The 21263-nt window shown below is 65.4% G+C and carries 16 protein-coding genes, 1 tRNA gene, 6 pseudogenes and 1 other annotated feature; of the genes and pseudogenes, 11 read left to right on the top strand and 12 right to left on the bottom strand.

What is annotated here, in order from left to right:
• Positions 1–42: 42 nt before the first annotated feature.
• Positions 43–945: an N-formylglutamate amidohydrolase gene (locus ACXJKQ_RS10180; protein WP_457105642.1), complete on the bottom strand. Its 903-nt coding sequence runs from the start codon at positions 943–945 to the stop codon at positions 43–45.
• Positions 946–1152: 207 nt separating this feature from the next.
• Here ACXJKQ_RS10180 and cpdR point away from each other — a divergent pair, with 207 nt between their 5' ends.
• The 4 genes from cpdR to ACXJKQ_RS10200 all read left to right on the top strand — a co-directional run bounded on the left by cpdR (position 1153) and on the right by ACXJKQ_RS10200 (position 3224).
• Entirely contained in the window at positions 1153–1509 is a 357-nt protein-coding gene (cpdR, locus tag ACXJKQ_RS10185; protein WP_003603128.1) for a cell cycle two-component system response regulator CpdR, read from the top strand.
• A 122-nt stretch (positions 1510–1631) separates the two neighbouring features.
• Positions 1632–1901, top strand: a complete 270-nt coding sequence (grxC, locus tag ACXJKQ_RS10190) for a glutaredoxin 3 (RefSeq protein ID WP_457105643.1) — start codon at positions 1632–1634, stop codon at positions 1899–1901.
• Positions 1894–2751: a carbon-nitrogen hydrolase family protein gene (locus ACXJKQ_RS10195; protein WP_457105644.1), complete on the top strand. Its 858-nt coding sequence runs from the start codon at positions 1894–1896 to the stop codon at positions 2749–2751. The genes grxC and ACXJKQ_RS10195 overlap by 8 nt, the downstream gene beginning before the upstream one ends.
• Positions 2752–2771: 20 nt before the next feature.
• Positions 2772–3224, top strand: coding sequence for a DUF1178 family protein (locus ACXJKQ_RS10200; RefSeq protein ID WP_457105645.1), 453 nt, complete (start codon positions 2772–2774; stop codon positions 3222–3224).
• Between the two features lie 25 nt (positions 3225–3249).
• Here ACXJKQ_RS10200 and ACXJKQ_RS10205 read toward each other — a convergent pair whose 3' ends face one another.
• Positions 3250–3738: a disulfide bond formation protein B gene (locus ACXJKQ_RS10205; protein ID WP_457105646.1), complete on the bottom strand. Its 489-nt coding sequence runs from the start codon at positions 3736–3738 to the stop codon at positions 3250–3252.
• A gap of 2 nt (positions 3739–3740) precedes the next feature.
• A complete protein-coding gene (locus tag ACXJKQ_RS10210) occupies positions 3741–4322 on the bottom strand; it encodes a YqaA family protein (protein WP_457105647.1) in 582 nt (193 codons plus the stop codon).
• A gap of 125 nt (positions 4323–4447) precedes the next feature.
• On the opposite strand from ACXJKQ_RS10210, the gene ACXJKQ_RS10215 reads away from it, so the two are divergent.
• Positions 4448–4532: transfer RNA gene (locus ACXJKQ_RS10215), tRNA-Leu, on the top strand.
• A gap of 141 nt (positions 4533–4673) precedes the next feature.
• Here the strand turns inward: ACXJKQ_RS10215 and ACXJKQ_RS10220 are convergent.
• On the bottom strand, positions 4674–4898 hold the full coding sequence (locus tag ACXJKQ_RS10220) for a hypothetical protein (RefSeq protein ID WP_457105648.1): 225 nt from the start codon (positions 4896–4898) through the stop codon (positions 4674–4676).
• Positions 4899–5038: 140 nt separating this feature from the next.
• Between ACXJKQ_RS10220 and ACXJKQ_RS10225 the strand changes: the two are divergent.
• Positions 5039–6164 (top strand): annotated as a pseudogene (locus ACXJKQ_RS10225) (IS630 family transposase).
• A 15-nt stretch (positions 6165–6179) separates the two neighbouring features.
• Here the strand turns inward: ACXJKQ_RS10225 and ACXJKQ_RS10230 are convergent.
• The 5 genes and pseudogenes from ACXJKQ_RS10230 to ACXJKQ_RS10250 all read right to left on the bottom strand — a co-directional run bounded on the left by ACXJKQ_RS10230 (position 6180) and on the right by ACXJKQ_RS10250 (position 11987).
• Positions 6180–6710: an IS630 family transposase gene (locus ACXJKQ_RS10230; protein WP_457105683.1), complete on the bottom strand. Its 531-nt coding sequence runs from the start codon at positions 6708–6710 to the stop codon at positions 6180–6182.
• A complete protein-coding gene (locus tag ACXJKQ_RS10235) occupies positions 6707–7228 on the bottom strand; it encodes a helix-turn-helix domain-containing protein (RefSeq protein WP_457105649.1) in 522 nt (173 codons plus the stop codon). Before ACXJKQ_RS10235 ends, ACXJKQ_RS10230 begins: the two co-directional genes overlap by 4 nt.
• Positions 7229–7702: 474 nt before the next feature.
• A pseudogene (locus ACXJKQ_RS10240) lies at positions 7703–9103 on the bottom strand (IS30 family transposase).
• Positions 9104–9279: 176 nt separating this feature from the next.
• Entirely contained in the window at positions 9280–9570 is a 291-nt protein-coding gene (locus ACXJKQ_RS10245; RefSeq protein WP_457105650.1) for a hypothetical protein, read from the bottom strand.
• A gap of 257 nt (positions 9571–9827) precedes the next feature.
• A complete protein-coding gene (locus tag ACXJKQ_RS10250) occupies positions 9828–11987 on the bottom strand; it encodes an amylo-alpha-1,6-glucosidase (protein ID WP_457105651.1) in 2160 nt (719 codons plus the stop codon).
• A gap of 756 nt (positions 11988–12743) precedes the next feature.
• Here ACXJKQ_RS10250 and ACXJKQ_RS10255 point away from each other — a divergent pair.
• The 4 genes and pseudogenes from ACXJKQ_RS10255 to ACXJKQ_RS10270 all read left to right on the top strand — a co-directional run.
• Positions 12744–13753, top strand: a pseudogene (locus tag ACXJKQ_RS10255) (IS3 family transposase); the annotation flags it as partial.
• Positions 13025–13141, top strand: a sequence feature (AL1L pseudoknot). (Overlaps the previous pseudogene by 117 nt.)
• A gap of 222 nt (positions 13754–13975) precedes the next feature.
• Positions 13976–14191 (top strand): annotated as a pseudogene (locus ACXJKQ_RS10260) (integrase core domain-containing protein); the annotation flags it as partial.
• 94 nt (positions 14192–14285) lie between these two features.
• Positions 14286–14711, top strand: a pseudogene (locus ACXJKQ_RS10265) (transposase); the annotation flags it as partial.
• A gap of 94 nt (positions 14712–14805) precedes the next feature.
• Entirely contained in the window at positions 14806–15636 is an 831-nt protein-coding gene (locus ACXJKQ_RS10270) for an IS701 family transposase (protein ID WP_457105684.1), read from the top strand.
• Positions 15637–15651: 15 nt separating this feature from the next.
• On the opposite strand, the pseudogene ACXJKQ_RS10275 reads toward ACXJKQ_RS10270, so the two are convergent.
• A pseudogene (locus ACXJKQ_RS10275) lies at positions 15652–15825 on the bottom strand (transposase); the annotation flags it as partial.
• Positions 15826–16206: 381 nt separating this feature from the next.
• On the opposite strand from ACXJKQ_RS10275, the gene ACXJKQ_RS10280 reads away from it, so the two are divergent.
• Positions 16207–18543, top strand: coding sequence for an FdhF/YdeP family oxidoreductase (locus tag ACXJKQ_RS10280; protein ID WP_457105652.1), 2337 nt, complete (start codon positions 16207–16209; stop codon positions 18541–18543).
• A 690-nt stretch (positions 18544–19233) separates the two neighbouring features.
• Here ACXJKQ_RS10280 and ACXJKQ_RS10285 read toward each other — a convergent pair.
• A protein-coding gene (locus ACXJKQ_RS10285; RefSeq protein ID WP_457105653.1) for an IS5 family transposase occupies positions 19234–19988 on the bottom strand; the annotation gives its coding sequence in 2 pieces (ribosomal slippage) (positions 19234–19658 and positions 19658–19988; 756 coding nt in all).
• 95 nt (positions 19989–20083) lie between these two features.
• Positions 20084–20841 (bottom strand): IS5 family transposase gene (locus ACXJKQ_RS10290; RefSeq protein ID WP_457105654.1). Its coding sequence is split into 2 segments (ribosomal slippage): positions 20084–20511 and positions 20511–20841, totalling 759 coding nucleotides; the frame shifts between segments, so codons are not numbered across the junction.
• Between the last annotated feature and the right edge of the window lie 422 nt (positions 20842–21263).

A 21263-nucleotide genomic window follows, 5' to 3' on the forward strand; every position in this document is an offset into this window, starting at 1 on the left:
CGGGACCCCGGTGGCTCACCGGGGAGCGCGACGGTCCCGACGCTACTCGGCGGCCATCCGACGCGGGACGAGGTCTCCGAGATCCGACGCGACGCCGATGATCACGGTGCGCAGGGCGTCGACCAGGATCGGGAACCCGGGTGTCGTCGCGAGGCTGATCTCGTTCATGTAGAGCCCACGATTGACCTCGATCTGCAGCGCGTGGCGGCCGAGATTCGGCTCTCCATAATGCTCGGTTATGAAGCCGCCCGCGTACGGCTTGTTGCGCGTCACCCGAAAGCCCTGCGCGCGGAATGCCGCCTCGAAACCATCGATCAGAGCGGGGGCGCAGGCCGTCCCGTAGCGGTCGCCCAGCACCACGTCCGCCTTCATCTCGGGATCACGCCCGAGGCTCGATGACGGCATCGAGTGGCAGTCGATGAGCATGCAATGCCCATGGGTTCGCGCCGTGCGCTGGACCAGGCCCCGCAGCACGCGATGATAGGGTTTGTAGAGGCCGTCGATCCGGGCGGTCGCCTCGGCCACGGGCAGTCGGCGCGCGTAGATCTCCTGGCCGTCGGCGACGACGCGGGGCACCGTGCCGAGGCCGCCGGCAACGCGCATCGATCGGGTGTTGGCGAAGGGCGGCAGCCGACCGTCGAACATGCGGGGATCGAGTTCGAACGGCTCGCGATTCACGTCGAGGAAGGCGCGGGGGAAGTTCGCCCGCAGGAGCGGCGCGCCCAGCGCGACCACCGGCGCGAACAGGCGCTCGACATAGGCGTCCTCCGACCGACGCAGCGCCAGGGCGTCGAGTCGCGAGGCCGCGATGAACTCTGGGGGGTAGACGGCCCCGGAATGACCGGTATTGAAGACGAAGGGCAGGGTGTGAGTCGCCGGCTCGTCGACCGCGAAGGCCGGGGCAAATCCGAAGGCGTCTGGCTTTACCGGTTCGGATGCGGTCATCGGCTGGTGGACACCCCGTCGGCAGTGCGATCACGGTCGGCGCTCACTGTGGTGCGCGATCGACCGCCTGTCCACTCCATGCCGGCGGCAGACGTGAGTCGCCCGTGACACACGCGGCTCCGGCCGCGTGCTCCATGCTAACACCTTGTTTACCATCGCCTCCCTTTATGGGATCAACACCTCGACTCGAAGGCTCGGATCCGGCCGATGAAAATCCTGCTGGCGGAAGACGACAACGACATGCGCCGCTTTCTGGCCAAGGCGCTTCAGAACGCGGGTTACGATGTCCTGTCCTTCGACAACGGCCTCTCCGCCTACAACCGGTTGCGCGAAGAGCCCTTCGAGCTGCTGCTGACCGATATCGTGATGCCCGAGATGGACGGGATCGAGCTGGCGCGCCGCGCCACCGAGCTGGATCCGGACATCAAGGTGATGTTCATCACCGGTTTCGCGGCTGTCGCGCTCAATCCGGACTCGAAGGCTCCGAAGGATGCCAAGGTCCTCTCGAAGCCGTTCCACCTCCGCGATCTCGTGAACGAGGTGGAGAAGCTGCTGGCTGCCTGAGGTCGGCACCGGCCGAATTTCACCCTGCGGGCGAGGGATCGTGCCTGTGACCACGCGGGCATAGGCAAGTTGCGTCCCGCGCTCCTATATGACCGGACTTCACGCGCGGGACCACGATCGCGATGCAGCCGGTCACAATCTACACCACGGCCTGGTGTCCCTATTGCTCGGCGGCCAAGAGCCTGCTGAAGGAAAAGGGCGCCGCCTTCCAGGAGATCGACGTCGAGCGCGTTCAGGGCGCCCGGACCGCCATGGTCGAACGGGCCGGCGGTCGCACGAGCGTCCCCCAGATCTTTATCGGCGCCGCGCATGTCGGCGGATGCGACGATCTCTATGCCCTCGACCGCTCCGGCAAGCTCGATCCGCTCCTGAAGGACACGGCCGATGCCTGACGCCCGCTTCACGGCCGCCTGCGTGCAGATGCGGTCCGGGCGGGACCCGGCGGCCAACCGCGACACGGCCGTGGCGGGCGTGCGCGAAGCCGCCGCACGCGGCGCGGCCTACGTGCAGACCCCCGAGATGACCTCCCTGGTGGAGCGAAGCCGGGAACGCCTGTTCGCGCAGGTGACCACTGAAGAGCAGGACGCGACTCTGGCCGCTCTCCGCGAGGCCGCACGGCAGACCGGCACAGTCGTGCAGATCGGTTCCATCGCGGTCCGGTCGGGCGACAGGATCGCGAACCGCGCCTATCTGATCGGCCCCGATGGCGACATCCTGGCCTCCTACGACAAGCTGCACCTGTTCGACGTGGATCTCCCCAGTGGCGAACGCTGGCGGGAGTCGGCGACCTATTCCGGCGGGAGCTGCGCGGTGCTCGCGGCGACGCCCTGGGCCATGCTGGGCCTGACGATCTGCTACGATATCCGCTTCCCGGCGCTGTACCGGGCGCTCGCCGAAGCGGGCGCCGAGGTGCTGACCGCGCCGGCCTGCTTCACGCGCCAGACCGGCGAAGCCCACTGGCACGTCCTGCAGCGTGCGCGGGCCATCGAGACCGGCGCCTTCGTGATCTCGGCGGCCCAGGGTGGCTTGCACGAAGATGGGCGCGAGACCTTCGGCCATTCGCTGATCGTCGATCCCTGGGGCCGGGTGCTGGCCGATGCCGGCGGGTCCGAACCCGGGATCATCCTGGCGGAGATCGACCTCGCACAGGTCGCGGATGCGCGGGCACGCATCCCGTCGCTTCAGCACGGACGGCCCTTCACCATCGAGCGCGCCGGTTCCCAGGTCCGGGCGGCGCAGTAGTCGGCACAGCAAGCAAGCGAATGATCCGGTACAGTCTCGTCTGCGAGGCCGGCCACGGCTTCGAGAGCTGGTTCCCGTCCTCCGAGTCCTACGATGCTCAGGCCGCACGGGGCCTCGTCACCTGCCCGGTCTGCGACAGCGCCAAGGTCGCCAAGGCCCTGATGGTGCCGAACGTCGCCCGGACCGATCGGGGGCGTGCGCCCGCGCCGCCGGCGAAAACGGATGCGCCGGTCACCATGATCGCCGAACCGGAGCGCCAGATGCGGGCCATGCTGCGGGCGCTCCGGGAACACGTCGTGGCGAATTCCGAGCACGTCGGCGCGCGCTTCCCCGAGGAGGCGCGCAAGATCCATTACGGCGAGGCCGAAGGCCGCTCGATCTACGGTGAGGCAAGCCCTGCGGAGGCGCGGGCGCTCATCGACGAGGGCATCGAAGTGGCTGCGATCCCGGTCCTGCCGGACGACCGCAACTGAGCGGCCTCCGGCGCGGACCGACGACTCAAGGCCGCAACGCGGCGGTGCCCGCGAAGGAGCCTAGCACCCCGGACACGATGGCGCTCCAGCCGGCGAGGGAGATCCCGAGCACGCGCAGCGCCGCTACGGAGCAGTCGACGACCTTCGTGGCCTGCAGCGCGTTCAGGAATTCGCCGACCTGGCCGGGATTGGCCCCGGTGCCGCCGCCGCAATCGGTGGGTCCCGGCCAGAATCCCCACTCCGCACCGGCGTGGTAGACTCCGATTCCGGCTCCATAGAGCAACCCGAGCGCCGCGAGGCCGAGGGCGATCCGCGCCAGCCGCTCGGGCACGAGGAGCGCCAGGATCCCCAGCGGCACCGCCGCGTAGTAGGGCAGCCGTTCGGTCAGGCAGAGCTTGCACGGCGCGTAGCCGTATCCGTACTGCAGGACGAGGGCGGTTCCGACGGTGAGGGCGGAGGCGATCGCCAGCCAGAGGCCAGCGGTCTTGAGGCGCAGGGCAGCCGCCGTGTTCATGGCTACAGGATCACCTTGAAGAGCAGGAAGCCGAGGACGATGACGGCGACGGAAATCGCCGCCACCGCGTTGAGGTGACGGTCGAGCACGCCGCGGATCTGGACCCCGTAGCGCCCGAGCAGTCCCGCCAGGATGAAGAAGCGGGCGCCGCGGGTCACGATCGACAGGACCGTGAACCAGAACAGGCTGTAATGGGCGAAGCCCGACGTGATCGTGACGAGCTTGTAGGGGATCGGCGTCAGCCCCTTCAGCAGGATGATCCAATGGCCGTAACGGGCATAGGAGTCCTGAAACGTCGCGGCGGAATTCTGCAGGCCGTAGAGGCGGATCACCCATTCGCCGACGGAGTCGAACAGCAGCGCGCCGATGGCGTAGCCGACCAGGCCGCCGATGACCGAGGCGACGGTGGCGATCGCGGCGTAGAGCCAGACGCGGTCCGGGCGGCTGACCGCCATGGGCACCAGCATCACGTCCGGCGGGACTGGGAAGAACGAGCTTTCGGCGAAGGCCACGGCGCCGAGCGCGTAGGGCGCGGACGGCCTGCCGCTGAGGGCCAGGATCCACGCGTAGAGCCGGCGGAGCATTCAAGGTCCCGGATTGAGCGATCGGCTGCCCTTTGAGCATAGGCGCCCGGGCTTGGCCAGATCGGCGCCGTACGCAAAAACACTCTTGGCCCGGGCTGCCGACCTATGCGAAGAGCCCATGGCGCGCGGGTATGGCGGAACTGGTAGACGCGGGCGACTCAAAATCGCCAGCCGAAAGGCGTGGGGGTTCGATTCCCTCTACCCGCACCATCGTTATATTTCAGGCACTTATCCTGGGGAAAAGTCGGATTAACGACAGTCCTCAACGACAGTTTCAAGGGCGGTCCAGGGCAGGGGCAGCCGCCAAACGGGGCGAATCGGTCAAACTGATTCGCGAATCACCCACAGGGTTTAGAGCCGGCGCATCTTCATCTGGAACGCCTGCTCTGGCGTCGGCGACATGAAACCGCCCGGCCGCAGGTCGATGTCGTTTTCGTCGCACCAATTCGCGAACTCATCCTCGGCCACGTTCCCGATATCGAGCCGGCCGCCCGTTTGGATGCTGAGCAGCGCGAGTTTCTCGAGGCCGAAATTGCAGATGCTGGCGATCAGCCGCCGGTCCTCGTCGTCGTCCATTACACCCACCGAAGCTTGAAGTCCGTCTGAGGACGAGACGAAGATCGTGGGTTAAGGAGTCCTAGTGGTCTGAGTTAGAAGAGGCTTGACGGTTTTGTCGGGTGGGTAGAGCGTTGGGTGCTTCCTGATGGAGGTGTGCCATGTCGCGTGGCCCGAAGGCCGTCCCTCTCGATCTCAGCGAGCGGGAGCAGAGCGAGATCCAGCGCCTGCTGTGCCGGCACGGGGCCGGGCAGGCGCTGGTTTCGCGCCGGCGTATCATCCTGGCCTGTGCCGAACCGGGCGCGACCAACCTGAGGGTGGCGACGGCGCTGGGGGTCAGCCGCCAGACGGTGGCGCTGTGGCGGGGCCGCTTCGCCGCGCATCGGCTGCAGGGGCTGGTCGACGCGCCGCGCTCCGGAGCGCCCCGCAGCATCGATGACGAGGCCGTCGAGCGCCTGGTCGCTCTCACTCTGGAAGAGCCACCTGCCAACGCCACGCACTGGAGTACCCGCTCGATGGCGCGCCGTACGGGCATAAGCCAGAGTGCGGTGTCACGCATCTGGCGTGCCTTCGGTCTGCGGCCGCACCAAGCCGACACCTTCAAGCTCTCCGCCGATCCAGCGTTCGTGGAGAAGGTGCGCGACGGGTCCCCATCGAACCCGTTCGATGGGAGCCCTGGTCGTCGGCCTCTACCTCGCTCCACCCGATCGCGCGCTGGTGCTGTGCGTCGATGAGAAGCCGCAGATCCAGGCGGTGCAGGGTACGGCTGCAGCCTTTCCCCTCCGGCCCGGCCAAGCCGAGCGCGTGACGCACGACTATCGCCGGCATGGCACGCTCGACCTGTTTGCCGCCCTCGACGTGAAAGCCGGAACGGTGATCGGGAGCTGCAAGCCGCGTCATCGCAGCGTCGAGTTCCGCGCCTTCCTGGAGCAGGTCGAGAGCAGCGTCACACGCCATCTGGAAGTGCACCTGGTTCTCGACAACCTGAAGACGCACAAGACCAAGCTGATCCACGACTGGCTGCTGTAGCATCCCCGGTTCCACTTCCACGTCACGCCGACGAGCGCGTCGTGGCTCAACCTCGTGGAGTGCTGGTTTTCCGTTCTGAGCCGGCGTCGGCTGGAGCGCGGGGCGTTCACCAGCACAGAGGACTTGGAGGCTGCGATCCGAGACTACATCGCTGAGACCAACGCTCATCCCAAGCCATTCGTCTGGACCAAGTCAGCCGACGCAATCCTGGCCAGTGTCGGCCGCTTCTGCACACAAACTTCTAACTCGCAGCACTAAGTACAACCGCGGAAGTTATGTGTCATGCGCTCCGATGATGGAGCGGACGCCGCCTGGCTTGCGGTTGTAACGATCGAAGAAAGCCCGGGCGGCTTCGACCAGGGCGTCGATGCTGGCGAACAGCTCACAGTGGGTGACCTCGCGCCGGAACTGGCGCCAGAGCATCTCGATCGGGTTCAGCCAAGGGCTGTAGGTCGGCAGATACAGCAGAACGAGGCGCCCGGCCGCGCCGCGCAGCACCGCCTCGACCTCGTCGTCCTCGTGCGTGCTGGCATTGTCCCAGGCAACGTAGACGGTCTCGGTCGGATGTTTAGCCAGGATCGCTTCAAGCAGTTCGGCCACTTCGCGTCGCCGCTTATGAGGGCGGGTGAGGACCACCGTCTCGCCGCTATGCCAACTGACGGCACCAAGCCCGTAGCGCCGCGTCGGCTGCATGGGGGTTGGGATCATCACCTGCTGTCCCTTCGGCCCCCACATCGGCCGCAAAGTCGGGTGCCAACTGATGTTGAATTCGTCGGCGTAGTAGAAGACCGAGCCGGGCCTCAGGTCGTCGCGAGCGAGTTCGACCGCCTTTTTTTGACAGCATAATCCGGATCTGGGCTGCTGATCGTATGCTGGGGACGACCGAACCCCAGACCAGCCGCACGCAGTAGTCGATGGATGCTGGCCACGCTCATGCGCAGACCTGTCTCCTCCGCCAGGCGGTCGGCCAGCCGGGCGGCGGTCCACAGCGAGAACGGCAGATCGAGGGCGCGTGGGCGCCGCCGCACCAGTTCGACCAAACGCTCGCGATAGGCGGCCCCGGCTTTGGCCGGCTTGCCCGAGCGCGGCGCGTCAGCGAGGCCGTCGATGCCCTCGGCCTCGTAGCGATGGGCCCAGCGTCGGACCGTCTCGCCACTCTCGCGCACGATCGCGGCAACTTCGGAGACGGCGAGGGCCTGCTCGGCCAACAGCAGGATCATCTGCGCACGCGTGCGAACCCGGACATCGCGCGTCGTTCGGTAGAGTTCGTCAAGCTCGCGCAGCTGATCGACGTTCAGGCTGTCCAGATGAAGGGCGCGCATCGCCGCCTCCCGGCTTAGCGCTCTTGCATACCACAAAACTTATGAGGACGTACTTAGATCGGGGCCGGCGGACTTTATGGGGCCGCCTATAAGGCAGCGCCGTCGCCTTGGCCAATCCAGACCTGAGTTCCCCAGCCTAGTCTTGGCTGACCCTCACGGTCAATCGTTATTCCCAAACGATAGCGCCGCCCAGCCCTTCCGTCCATTCTACTGAATAGTATTCAGAAAGAATATAGTCCGAATTATTGCCAAGCATGCTTCCTTTCCATCCTTACGGATCGGTGTATCTTAAGTCGATTCCCCGGACAGCATTGATCAGCGCTCGGCCAGGACTTGGCCAGCGGTGGGCTTCCGGGTATGTCTCGGGATCGCCCGCAATCCCGCGGGCTGGAGACGCGATGCCGCCGTAGCGCACAAAGCAGACGCGAGAAGATCCCCCTCATCACCACAATGAGGGAAGGTCACTCGGTAGATTCAGGTGGTCGTCGCAACACCACCTTGCACGGCGGACAGCACAGCGTCGAGCGCCTCTGCCGGCGTCTTCCAGTTCAGCGTCTTGCGCGGTCGGCTGTTGAGGGCCGCGGCCACAGCAGCAAGATCGTTTGCGCTGTGGGCGCTCAGATCCGTTCCTTTCAAGAATTACTGCCGCAGTAATCCGTTCGTGTTCTCGTGCGTCCCCCGCTGCCAGGGTGAGCGCGGATCGCAGAAGTAGACCTGCAGACCCGCGTCAATCCTTAAGCGCACATGCTCGGCCATCTCCGCTCCCTGGTCCCAGGTCAACGAGCGCCGCAGTTGCACTGGCAAGCCCGCGATCGTGCCGGTGATCGCCTCGCGGACCGCCTCGGCGCCGTGCCCCGCCAGCGCCGGGCTGTTCTTGGCACGCGGTGTCACCACATGGCCGTCCATCGGCGGAAGATGCAACAGCATCGTGAACCGTGTCGTGCGCTCGACCAGGGTCCCGATTGCCGAACTCTTCAGTCCCAGGATCAGATCTCCTTCCCAGTGGCCCGGCACCGCGGGGTCCTCGACCTCGGGCGGACGCTCGCTGATGTGCACGTCGGGGGTGACGAACGACTTGCCTCGGCCCAGGCTGCGGGCCCGCGGCACCCGCAACACCCGTCCTGTGCGAAGACACGCGGTCAACTCACGCTTCAGCGCGCCCCGGCCCTGGACGTAGAGGGCCTGATAGATCGCCTCGTGACTGATGCGCATCGTCGTATCGCCCGGGAAGTCGAGCCTCAGGCGCTCGGCGATCTGTTGCGGGCTCCAGGATCGACCCCATCGCCGGCTCTGGCGTCGCCCGTGTCGCCGTCCCTTCCAGGCAACGCTCGGTCCAGGCAAGGCGCTCCCGCCCGGTGTTGCGACAGCATCGGCGAGCCGGTCCTGCACGTACGTCCGCAGCACCACGTTCCCCGCCAGCTTTGCTGGCTTGGGCCGGCGTGCCGCGCGTTCAGCGTGCCACTGCGCGGTCGTGGCGCAATAGTCCAGGCCGCCACTGCGGGTCGCCGCATCGCGCCGCAACTCTCGCGAGATGGTCGACGCCGCACGTCCCAGACGTCGAGCGACTTCCCGGACCCCGTGACCTTGCGCCTGGAGTATCGCGATCTCCTCCCGCTCCGCGAACGACAGGTAGCGCGCAGAAGGCGACTTAGATGATGGTGACAGGTGGGACGGTGCCATCCCGCCTGCCATCCGGAACCGCCGCGAGCCGACCGGTGGCGAGATCCCGACCTTCATCGCTGCGTCCTCCCTGGAGAGACCCAGGGCGATGAACGCCCAGAACCCCCGCCGCGTCTCGCGCAGACCGACCCCGGGACGACCCGGTGACCGAATCTTCTCGCGAAGAGACCCATCCGAACGTCGCCGACCCGCCATCACAACCGCCCTGCACCATGCCGTTTCGCCGATCGATTGAATCTACCATGTGCTGCCCGAACTGCACGGGCAGGTTGGCGTTCTGCGGCCCTGCGCCGTCGGCCTGCGCCATTGTGGGGCGGCACCAGCACAAAGCCGAGTCCACAAGTCGGATGCGATCTACACTGCAGCTATCTCTAGTTGCTCGAGCCTGTCTTCTGATCCAGGGCGTGGCCCGCTTTGCCGACATGATCCAGGCAGGATTTTTCGTTGTTCTTCATGTCTTCTTCCCGCGCAAGACGCAGTTCGGCGGACGCCATCTCGGCAGGGCCGGCGTTAACTTGAGACGGCATTCTCGTTTGCACCTTGTCGATCTCCGGTCCGCAACGGGAGGTACCGGCCCAAGCAGCCGTCTGGTCAAGCGGCGCACCCAGAAGAGCAATCACCACCGCAGAGGGCAGGAAGAGAGATTTCAGCACGCGATGCATGGAGCCTCCGACAATTTGCATGAGTGCTGAAAAAACGACTTCGCCACGGCGCTGTTCCCCCTTATGGGACAAATCATGATGTAATCGGTACGGACGCGTACCGGTTCTTGCAGGGATTGACCGTCTGGATCAGATTGAGAAGCGAAGATCTAAAAACAGGTCAGCGCCTCGCCGCCTCGCTCACAGTCAAGCCCGGCGCGACAAACGTCTCCTTGGCTCCGCTCTCCTCGTTCGCGCAACCACTGCGGATGATGCCTTCAAGGGCTCTCCACCACGGCGGCGAAGGGTTGCCGCACCAGCCTCACCCCGGCGCCCCGCAGGAGCTTAATGCAGGTCTCCGCGCCGTCGCGGAACACGCGTAGATCAACCGTCTGCTGCCCGACGCTGAAATCGACCAGGGTGAGTTCCGGCAGCCAGTCCGGCAAGTGCGGGTCGGCCAGGATCTCGCGGGATCTGGCGTCTACCCGAATACCGAGCAGGGCATGCAGCAGGCTGAACACTGAGCCCGCGGCCCAAGCCTGCGGGACGTTGGCCCCGAGATACTGCACCGGGAAAGGCGCGTCGGATCGGCTCGTCCCGGCGAACACCTCCGGCAGACGATGCAGCATGAAGCGGTCGGCCGCCGCGATCAGGCCGGCCGCGATGCGGGCCGCCTCAGCGCGGAAGCCGTACTGGGCCAGCCCGACCGCGACCAGGCCGTTGTCGTGGGGCCAGACCGCCCCGAGCTGGTAGTCGTGCGGGTTGTAGGCCGGATGATCTGCCGACAATGTGCGCACGCCCCAGCCGCTGAACATGTCCTCGGCCATCAGCCGCAGCGCGACGGCCCCGGCCCGCTCGGGCGGCACGATCCCCGACCACAGCAGGTGGCCGGGGTTCGAGCTGACGCTCATCACACGCCGCTTCTCCGGATCCAGGCACAGCGCATAGAACTGCGTGTCCTCGTCCCAGAACGCGGCGTTGAAGCGTCGGTAGAGATCGCGCGCCTTCTCCCTGAGCGCCTGCGCCCGATCCGGCCGGTCGAGTGCGTCGTAGACCTGGGCCATCCGGCGCCACGCATCGTAGACGTAGCCCTGCAACTCGCACAGGGCCTTCGGCGCGGGCACGTCGTCACCGCTCTCGTCCAGGACGGCGTTGCCCGCATCTTTCCAGCCCTGGTTCTCAGCCCCGTCCGGCGCGCGGCGCTGGTACTCTTGGAAGCCGTCTCCATCCAGGTCACCGTAATCATCAATCCAGGCGAGGCAGCGCTCTGCGGTGATGAGGTGGCGCTCGATCAGGCCGCGGTCGCCCGTGAACTGCCACGCGTGGTGCAGCAAGATGAGGTAGAGCGGGGTGGCATCGGCGGTGCCGTAGTAAGGCCAGTACGGGTTCAGGTGCAGGGTGGCCATCTCGCCGCGGCGCAGCTCGTGCGGGATCTTGCCCGGCTGCATGTCGCGCGCATCGTCGGTCTCGTCGGCCTGATAGCGGGCCAGCATCTCCAGCGCACCGCGGGCGAAGTCGGGGTAGATCGGCACGGTCTGGATCGCGGTGATCAGGCTGTCGCGCCCGAATAAGGCGGCGAACCACGGGATGCCGGCGGCCGGTACAAAGGTTTTGCTGTCCGTGCCCTCAAACGGCAGGCGCAGGGCGGCGAGGTCGTCGAAGGATTGATGGTAGAGCTGCTGCAAGCCCGTGTGCGGCGTGCGCAGGCGCGTGGCGCCATCGCGCCAGTCGCGCAGGCCGACAGCCGGCCTGGACCGCTCACGCTCGGCGAAGGCAACGTTCGGGGCGTCGAGCGTGTCGTCACCGTCGATCCAGCGGTAGTCGAGGTCAGTGCTCCAGGACTGCTGGAGACCGAGTTCGATGAGAAAACATAACGCGCCGTCCCGCAGGACCGGCCTGGGCGCGCCCTCCGCTGGACCGACCGAGATCCCGCGACGGAAGCTGCCATTGGTGTGGATTGTCGCGAGGCGGCCCACTTCGGGGGACCAGCGGGTGCAGGTTTCGCCGCGCACGACGATCCTGTGGGCTTTCACGTCGAAGATATCAGCGAAATCGCAGGACAAGCGCACGGCGAGGGAGAGACGCACGCGGGTGCGGTTGTGATTGCGCAGCTTGAGCGTCTCGCGCATGCCGCCCTGGTCGAGCAGGCGCGACACAGCGAGGCTGATCGTGCCGGCGGGCACTTCGCCATCGTCTTTGAACAGGGCAGGGTTCACCATCACGGCCTGGGCGGCGAAATGGTCGGTGGCGGCGGAGTTCAGCACCTGCCACGGCCGGTCATCGACGGTGACTGCCCACGCGCTGACGAGGCGGGTATCACGAAAGAATAAGCCGCGTTCGCTCGGCTGATGAATCTGGCCATCGATCTCGGTGATGAGCACGCTTTCGCCGGCGTTGATGGTGATCTGAGCCGGGCCAACACCGATCTCGTAGGCCATGCACACGCTTCTCCGCACAATGCTGGGGGATAACGTAAGGCGAGCGCGCACCCCGGCGCGATCCGAACGCACGATACATTCTGAAGATCGTCTACTCAGCGGGAGTTCCGGCAGTCATTGTCAATTCGAGGCGAGTTCTCGCGGCGACTCGCACGTCGCCTGCCGAGCTACGCAAAGGCGCGGCGTCCCTGCCGCATCGCGGTCCCCGGCCGGTCCCGCAGGGACGCCGGCGAGCGCGTCGAGGAGGCAGAGGAACACGGGGCGGGGGAGGACATCGGGTAAGCGGGTGAAGACGCGGATGTCGGCGCATGGGGTCCCCTGTCCGGCGTGCAGGGGCCGTCCCACCTCGTTGGGCCTCCCAGGAGCTCGTCTCGCGTGAGCGTGCCGCTGTTGGTGCGAGCCGGCGGGCGGCCATCACATTTCCTCGCCCGTCCAATCCCAGTAGATCTCCCGCAGTTCTGTCGGGCCGAGTACCCGCCCGGCTACCCTGGTCCACGGCACACGCTCATCATGCCAGTCGATGTTCATCGCGTAGGAGAGCGCGACCCAGAATTGGTCGCAGAATTCAATGCTGTGGCAACCGGCATTCGTCGGATCATCAAACAGACCCGGATGGGGTCCAGCCCTGCCTGCAGCCAGATCAGGGTCGCTGGCGCCCTCAAGTCAAAGGGCTGGCGCACAAATGCCCCCCCCGCAATAAGGGGTCTGAACCGCACCGGGTTTCCCGGAGGCTTCAACTCTTGAGAGACTGGAGCCATGACGAAGCATACCTCACCCTTCTCCTCCGAGGTCCGCGAGCGCGCGGTGCGGATGGTGCTGGAGCACCAGGGCGAGCACGATTCGCAGTACGGCGCGATCCGCTCGATCGCGGCCAAGATCGGTTGCTCGGGCGAGACGCTGCGCAACTGGGTGCGCCAGGCCGAATGCGATCGGGGCGGGCGAGCCGGGCCAACGAGCGACGAGCGCGAGCGGATCAAGGCGCTTGAGCGGGAGGTGCGCGAGCTCCGGCAAGCCAACGAGATCCTGAGGAAGGCGTCGGCGTATTTTGCTCAGGCGGAGCTCGACCGCCGGTTCCGATCATGATCGCCTTCATCGACGATCACCGGGAGACCTACGGGGTCGAGCCGATCTGCAGGGTGCTGCCGATCGCCCTGTCGACGTACCATGCCCATGCCGCACGGCGGGCTGATCCCGGCATGCTGCCGGCTCGGGCCAAGCGCGATGCGATTCTGATGGCCGAGATCCGGCGCGTGCACGCGGCCAACTTCGGCGTCTACGGGGTCCGTAAGGTCTGGCAGCAACTCGCCCGCGAGGCGATCGCGGTGGCGCGCTGCACGGTCGCCTGGCTGATGCGAGCGATGGGCCTGGCCGGTGTGGTCCGAGGGCGCAGGGTCCGTACCACCGTTCCCGATCCGGCGGCGGTCTGCCCCCTCGACCGGGTCAACTGGCAGTTCAAGGCCGAATGCCCGAACCGGCTGTGGGTGGCGGATTTTACCTACGTCGCGACCTGGAGCGGCTTCGTCTACGCAGCCTTCGTCATCGACGTCTTCGCGCGCCGAATCGTCGGCTGGCGGGTGTCGTCCTCGGCCCGGGCAGACTTCGTGCTCGATGCCTTGGAGCAGGCACTGCACGAGCGCCGCCCCTTCGGTAGCGGCCTCGTCTGCCACTCCGACCGGGGATCGCAATACGTGAGCATTCGCTACACCGAGCGCCTCGCCGAGGCGGGCATCGAGCCCTCCGTCGGCAGCGTCGGGGTTTCCTACAATCGGCAAGCCAACGCCGCGCTATACCGAGTCGTGATCTGCGCCTGCGCAGCCATCTGCCGACGCTGGCCTACATGCAGAGGCGTCTGGCCGAAGGCCTGACGAAGCGCGAAATCATCCGCTGCCTGAAGCGGTTCGTCGCCCGCGAGATCTACGCCCATCTTTGCGGCCGCCTGCGAGCTTCCGAACCGCTCGCGAAGACCGCTTGACGATTATAGGAGCATCAACGCTCTCGCCGAGACGATCATCGGCCTGTTCAAGGCCGAAGTGATCCATCGGCGTGGGCCGTGGCGCTCGTTCGAGGCCGTCGAGTTCGCCACGCTCGAATGGGTGGATTGGTTTAACACCCGCCGCTTGCTCGAACCAATCGGCAACGTGCCTCCCGCCGAAGCGGAAGCGCGCTACTATGCTCAGGCCAAGGTCCAAGCCTTGGCCGCCTGATCCAAACCAAACGGCCTCCGGGAAACCCGGTGCGGTTCACGACGAAGCAGGCGTGAGGAGTAGGCTGGTGGCGTCCCGGCCAAGAGACACCGCCATGCTGCCCCTGCCTGCCCGCTTCGCCGGGATCATCCTGGCGTTCGCACCGCTGTTCGTCCACCGCTCGCGGCGCCTTGCTCAGCCGTTGCTGATCGGCGCGATCCTGACGCCGGGCCGCCGCACGGTGACGAGCGTCCTACGCATCCTGGGTCGTGCGCAGGAGCGACGGTTCGTGAACGTCCACCGCATCCTCAGCCGCGCGGCCTGGTGCCCACGCTCCGGCAGCCGCATTCTGCTCGGGATGCTGATCTCAGCCTTCGCGCCGCGCGGTCCAGTCATCCTGGCGCTCGACGACACGATCGAGCGCCGCCGCGGCAAGCGGATTGCGGCCAAGGGTATCTACCGTGATCCGGTCCGCTCCTCCGACAGCCATTTCGTCAAGGCGAGCGGGCTGCGCTGGATGAGCCTGATGGTGCTCGCCCCGATCCCCTGGGCGGGGCGCGTCTGGGCGTTGCCGTTCCTGACCGCGCTGGTGCCGTCCGAGCGCCTGTCGCGAACGGGGCCGTCGGCACAAGCCTCTGCTCGACGTCGGACGCCAACTCACCTTTCAGGTCCGCCGCTGGCTGCGCGGACGCGACCTTGTCCTGGTCGGCGACAGCGGTTTGTCCGCACTGCTGTTCCTCGACGCCATGCGCCGCGGTGGCATCGCGGCGATCACCCGCCTACGGCTGGATGCTGCGCTCTACGAGCCGGCCCCGCCACGGCCGCCGGGCACGATCGGGCGCCCGCGGACCAAGGGCGCTCCGCTGCCGACGCTTGCCGCGACCCTCGCGACCAAGGACACGCGCTGGCACGCGGTCGTGGTGCCCGGCTGGTATGGGGCGGGCGAGCGCACCCTTGAGATCGCCTCCGGGACCGCCGTGTGGCGGCACGGCGGTCTGCCGGTCGTGCCGATCCGCTGGGTGCTCGTGCGCGATCCCGAGGGCCGCTTCGCACCGCAGGCTCTGCTCTGCACAGATCTCGACCGCGAGCCGGTGCAAATCGTGTCCTGGTTCGTGCAGCGCTGGAGTGTCGAGGTCACCTTCCAAGAGGCGCGCGCTCACCTCGGGACGGAGACGCAGCGGCAGTGGTCTGACACGGCCATCGTCCGCACCACGCCCTGCCTGCTCGCCCTGTTCTCGATCGTCACGCTGATGGCTGCACGGCTTCCAGCCTGCCAACGGCAACGGATCGCGGCCGCCGCGTGGTACCCCAAACCGCGCCCGACCTTCGCCGATGCTCTGGCCGCCGTGCGCTATGCGATCTGGGACGAGCAGACTTTGGCAACATCACCGCGCCGATCCGCCCGAACAAAACCCCGCTTCCGCTTGCCAGCGCCCAGGGCCTATGCCCTCTGCCACGCCGCATGAATGGCCAAAGTCAAGCTTAGGGCCGTAGATCTCGCCCGGTGCGTCCGTCCAGCGCCCTCCAGACTTGAGCACGTGAATGATGCCGCTGATGACGCGCCGGTCGTCCACCCGCGCCTTGCCCCGCGTATCTGTGGGTAGATGCGGTGCGATCTTCGCGAACTGCTCGTCCGTCAGCCAAAAATGATCCATCGGCTCCTCCAGCAGGAGCCGTGAAGCACATCCCGCCGAGCCGCGCCACCGTTATGGGTCCGAACGCTAGGAGGAGGCGCGCAGCACGATCACGCACAACACGCGCCTTGTATCGATCCCTCGGGCTCATCGTCTGATTGATTATGTGATCTGTACGCCAGCGGACTGGATTTTTGCACTGGGCCAGAGAGTAATATTGAGGAACTTCAATGCCAGCTTAGGTGCTGGTTGAGGCACTCAGACGCACAGGGCACCGAGACGAACAGGTCGGACAATCCCAGGTGCGTTTTACGCGATCAGCTCTTAAAGCATTATCTCGCGTGACGAATATCATGCGAGACTAGTACTTTCACGTTGAGCTAACATGAAAAAGGAGTACCAATGCCAACAGATGATGGCATAGCCCACTACGATGGCCCGTCCGGCGGTTGGGGTTCGCTGCGCGGCATCTCACGGATCTTCGGCAAAGAGTGGGCCACCCCGCTCGCGTCCGAAACACTGTTCCGCCAGAACAAAACGGGCGGCTTCATGTGTGTGTCCTGCTCCTGGGCCAAGCCTGCGAGCTACCATCCGTTCGAGTTTTGCGAGAACGGGGCGAAAGCAACGCTTTGGGAGTTGACGACTCGGCGCTGCACGCCGGAGTTCTTCGCTAGGCATACCGTCACGGAACTGCGTGAGTGGAAGGACTACGACCTGGAACAGCAGGGCCGGCTCACACAGCCCATGCGGTATGATCCGGCCACTGACAAGTACGTGCCATGTGAGTGGGATGAGGCATTCCGCGAGATCGGATCAGAGCTGAGACTGCTCGATCCCGAGTCGGTCATCTTCTATTCGTCGGGACGCGCCAGCCTGGAAACGTCGTACCTCTACGCGCTGTTCGCGCGCCTGTACGGCTGCAACAACCTGCCCGATAGCTCAAACATGTGTCACGAGACAACGTCAGTGGCCCTCAAGAAAGTCATCGGGGAAGGCGTGGGTACGGTGGTGTTCGACGATCTTCAGAACTGCGACGCGATGTTCTTCTTCGGGYAGAACACGGGTTCGAACAGCCCGCGCTTCCTGCATCCACTCCAAGAGGCCGCCAAACGCGGCGTCCAGATCATCACCTTCAACCCCGTGCGTGAGAAAGGGCTGGAGTTCTTCACGAACCCGCAGAGCCCGGTGGAGATGCTGACCGGCAAAGAGACGCGCATCAGCACGCAATACTACCAAGTTCGGCCGGGCGGCGACGTCGCCGTGCTCATGGGCATCTGCAAGCACGTCTTCGCAGCGGACGACGAGGCACAAAAGCAGGGCAAGCGCGTTCTCGACGTCGACTTCATCGAGCAGCACACGAGCGGGCTCGAAGAGTTTGAGGCGAAGGTCCGCGCGACCTCCTGGGAGGAGATCGAGCACGAGTCAGGTCTCGGCCGGCAAGACATAGAGGCAGCGGCACAGGTCTACGTCGAGGCCGACCGGGTGATCGGGATCTACGGCATGGGGCTGACGCAGCACATGCACGGCTTTGAGAACATCGCGCTGTTCGTCAACATGCTGCTGCTCAAAGGCAACATCGGCCGCGATGGGACGGGCATCTCTCCGGTGCGCGGCCACTCCAACGTGCAAGGCCAACGCACGGTCGGCATTTCTGAAAAGCCGGAACTAGTTCCGCTCGACAAGTACGCTGAGCAATTCGGCTTCGAGCCGCCGCACAAGAAGGGCATGAACACCGTCGAGGCTTGCGAGGGTATCCTCTCGGGCAAGGTGAAGAGCTTCTTCGGTCTGGGTGGCAACTTCGTGCGGGCGATCCCTGAACGTGACCGCATGGAGCACGCGTGGACGAAGATGCGCCTGACCGTGCAGATCGCGACCAAGCTCAATCGTTCGCATCTCGTGAACGGGGAGATCGCCTTTCTCCTCCCTTGCCTGGGTCGCACCGAGGAGGACGTGCAGGCGAGCGGTCCGCAGGCGGTGAGCATGGAGGACACTTTCAGCTGCATCCACGGCTCGATAGCGCGGCGCAAACCGGCCAGCGAGCATCTTAGATCCGAGCTCGCAATCGTCGCGGGCATCGCCAAAGCGACGCTCAAACCAAACCCGAAGGTGAAGTGGAACGAGTGGGTCGGTGACTATGCGCTGGTCCGCGACCTCATCGCGGAGACCTACCCGGAGCAGTTCTATGACTTCAATAAGCGCATGTGGACTCCTGGCGGGTTTTACCGCGGCAACTCGGCGCGCGAGCGCATTTGGAAGACGAAGACCGGAAAAGCGCAGTTTACGAAACCGAAGATCATGACGGCTGTCGGCTTCGGCGAAGCGCCGGGCCGGTACCGCCTGATCACGATGCGCTCGAACGATCAGTTCAACACCACGATCTACGGCTACAGCGATCGCCTGCGCGGGATTGAGGGCACACGCGACGTGCTGCTCATCAATCCGGACGAAATGCAACGGGCGAACCTGCACGAGGGCCAAATCGTGTCGCTGGTCAGCGATGCGCAGGATGGGGTTGAGCGGGAGGTGTTCGGCCTGAAGGTTGTGCCCTTCTCGCTGCCGGACGGGTGCTTGGGAGCATACTACCCGGAGATGAACCCGTTGATGCCGCTGTCGCACCACGACGAGCAGTCGAAAACACCGGCCGCAAAATCTGTTCCTGTGCGAATCAGGGCATCTGACGAGACGGGATCGGCGGCAGAGAGGCAAGAACCCCCGGGGCACGCAACGAACCCGGCCTAATCGGACCCATGTAGACGGCGGTCCAATTCCAGGCCAGCAAACCACCGTTGAAGCGTCGGGCGCGGACGCTGCCGCTTGATTGGCGCACGGGCGTAACTGATTGCCCAACAAATCGTTTCGCCAATGGGCTCTGCGGGCTGGGCGAAGCTCAAGTGGCCTAGATTTACTCCGCCCCGTGGCCTGATTTTCCTCCGCCCTACACACCTCCTTCAGGAAAAGAGCTCTCTACTTTTGCGAAGCAAGTCCAAACGACCACTGCATCGACATGTACGCCGCCACCGCACTGATGATCTCTAAGACCGGCGGGTCTCCGAGTTCATCAACGCCTCACGCCGAACCATAGCCGCGACAGTGTCCCTGACGACCCCTCTCCGGCGATCTAAGGTTCACCCGGCGCGGCGCTCGTCTCCGGCTCGAACTCCTCCTGGATGTAGGCGATGACGACCACGACCAGGAGACGATCGAGGTGATGTTGTCGTTCACCGTGATGAGATCGTGGGGCTGATCGTCCAGGCGAACGTCGAGATGCTCGACGTGGGCGAACACCTCTTCGGCATGGAGTAGGGCGTCACTCACAAGAGGAGCGGCACGGTGTAGATGCAGATGATGTCGTGACCGTCGCAACGGCCGCGCATCTTGGCCATGAAGTCGAGAGACGCCTTCGGCGCACGGCCTAGGTAGGGGACTCATTCAGGTCCATGCGATGACACAGGAAACGAGCGCGATGGCAGCGAGATAGTTGCAGGCCAAGCGATCGTAGCGGGTCGCGACGCGCCGCCAGTTTTTGAGATGGCCGAACAGGCGTTCGATGCGATTGCGCCGCCGGTAGGCGATCCGGCTGTGCCTGTAGGGCACCGTCCGGGTGGCCGTGGACGGGATGGTGACGATCACCCGGCGGCTCTTGAGCCAATCCCTCAAGCTCTGCGCATCGTAGGCTTTGTCGGCGATCAGGCGTTTGGGCGGCACGACAGCCTGCAGCAGCGGCAGCGCCATGGTGATGTCGGCCACGTTGCCGGGTGTCAGGGTGAACGCAACCGGTCGGCCACGACCATCGGCCAAGCAATGGATTTTGCTCGTGAAGCCGCCGCGCGAGCGGCCAATGGCCTGGCTCCAGGCCCCCCTTTTCCGCCTGATGCCGAGCGGTGTGCCTTCACGTGAGAGGCATCGAGCATCAGCTCGTCGGGGACAGGGCCTGTGGCTGCGATCTTGGCAAACAGGCGCTGCCAGACACCGCGCTGAGACCACCTGTTGTAGCGGTTGTAGATCGTGGTGTGCGGGCCGTACGCGGAGGGCGTATCTTGCCAGCGGCAGCCGACCTTCAGCACATGCAGGATGCCGCTGATCACCCGCCTATCGTCGACCCGTGGTTTACCCGGTTGGCCGTGAGGCAGATGTGGCTCGATCCGCGCCCAGGCTTCATCCGAAAGCCAGAACAGCCGTGCCATCGCGATCCTCCTGCGCTGGAAACCTCAAACTCAGGAAGAAAACGCAAGCGACAGCAATTGGTTGTATGAGTTCCCTACCTAGGGTTTGGACTCGATCAGCACCAGAAGGCGATGATTGCAGCCAGGGCGACGGCTGAGGCGCAGTTGCGGGGGAGCTTGTCGTACCGGGTGGCGATGCGGCGGAAGTCCTTAAGGCGGTTGAACGTCGCCTCGATGCGCCAGCGCTCCCGGTAGTGCCGCTTGTCGTGCCGGATCTTTCTCTTGCGGCTGCGCTTGCCCGGGATGATCGGCATGATGCCGCTTCTGCGTAGGTCAGCGCGCAGCCAATCGGCGTCGTAGCCCTTGTCGGCGCTCAGGCGGCGGATCCGGCCCGGCGCTTCGGCTAGGACGGCCGGAGCGGCGGTGACATCGCTGGCGTTGCCGGGCGTCAGCAGGAGCACGCCGGGCCGGCCGAGGACATCGGTGAGGGCATGGACCTTGGTCGTCTGGCCGCCGCGCGACGGGCCGATGGCCTGGGCCCTCGCCCCCCTTTCCCGCCATGGGCAGACCGGTGAGCCCGGACATAGCTGCTGTCGAGAGCCGCCGCATCGCCGGCCCACCCGACCTTGGCCAGGGCCGCCAACATCGCCTTCCAGAAGCCGCGCCGCGACCAGCGATTGAAGCGGTTGTAGACCGTGGTGCGCGGGCCATACGCGGCCGGGCAGTCGCGCCAGCGACATCCCGACGTGAGAACGTGCAGGATGCCTGAGATGATGTGCCGGTCGTCCTTCCGCTCGGGTCCGGGCTGGTCCTTGGGCATGAACGGCTCAATCATCGCCCACTGCTCGTCCGAGAGCCAGAACAGGTTCGCCATCGTCACCTCCAGGCCGCAAACGGCCGCCTGGAATCACAAAACCACAAACCCTGCAACGGCTTGGTTCGGTTCACACCCTAGAAATCAAGATTTCGCCAGGGTCGGGCACCGAGGACAAGAAGCTTCTTGCTGAGGGGCGAGTAAGCGTTGCGAACTCATTCACCTGCTCTCGACGGCGGTGCTCGACCAATCCGTCGCGAGTAGTTCGACGGGAGCGCCTTCAGGGAGGAGGTGGACGACAAGGGTGAGGATGCGTTCTCCAGCAAGCCGATGATCAGGCGGCCCGTCCGGCACCGAAGGCGGTACGCTGACGAACAGTTTCCAAGCTTACTCGGCTTTATTTATCTGCGAAGAACGTGAGTAGATGCCCTGAGCGTTGAATTACGCCAGGGACCTGACATCTTCTCATAAAGGGTGCCCCA

The sequence above is a fragment of the Methylobacterium sp. P5_C11 genome, from assembly GCF_054049775.1.

Excerpts from the sequence above, each read along its gene's own strand:
- ACXJKQ_RS10180 (WP_457105642.1), bottom strand. The coding sequence starts at position 945 with ATGACCGCATCCGAACCGGTAAAGCCAGACGCCTTCGGATTTGCCCCG.
- cpdR (WP_003603128.1), top strand. The coding sequence starts at position 1,153 with ATGAAAATCCTGCTGGCGGAAGACGACAACGACATGCGCCGCTTTCTG.
- grxC (WP_457105643.1), top strand. The coding sequence starts at position 1,632 with ATGCAGCCGGTCACAATCTACACCACGGCCTGGTGTCCCTATTGCTCG.
- ACXJKQ_RS10195 (WP_457105644.1), top strand. The coding sequence starts at position 1,894 with ATGCCTGACGCCCGCTTCACGGCCGCCTGCGTGCAGATGCGGTCCGGG.
- ACXJKQ_RS10200 (WP_457105645.1), top strand. The coding sequence starts at position 2,772 with ATGATCCGGTACAGTCTCGTCTGCGAGGCCGGCCACGGCTTCGAGAGC.
- ACXJKQ_RS10205 (WP_457105646.1), bottom strand. The coding sequence starts at position 3,738 with ATGAACACGGCGGCTGCCCTGCGCCTCAAGACCGCTGGCCTCTGGCTG.
- ACXJKQ_RS10210 (WP_457105647.1), bottom strand. The coding sequence starts at position 4,322 with ATGCTCCGCCGGCTCTACGCGTGGATCCTGGCCCTCAGCGGCAGGCCG.
- ACXJKQ_RS10220 (WP_457105648.1), bottom strand. The coding sequence starts at position 4,898 with ATGGACGACGACGAGGACCGGCGGCTGATCGCCAGCATCTGCAATTTC.
- ACXJKQ_RS10235 (WP_457105649.1), bottom strand. The coding sequence starts at position 7,228 with ATGCGCGCCCTTCATCTGGACAGCCTGAACGTCGATCAGCTGCGCGAG.
- ACXJKQ_RS10245 (WP_457105650.1), bottom strand. The coding sequence starts at position 9,570 with ATGCATCGCGTGCTGAAATCTCTCTTCCTGCCCTCTGCGGTGGTGATT.
- ACXJKQ_RS10250 (WP_457105651.1), bottom strand. The coding sequence starts at position 11,987 with ATGGCCTACGAGATCGGTGTTGGCCCGGCTCAGATCACCATCAACGCC.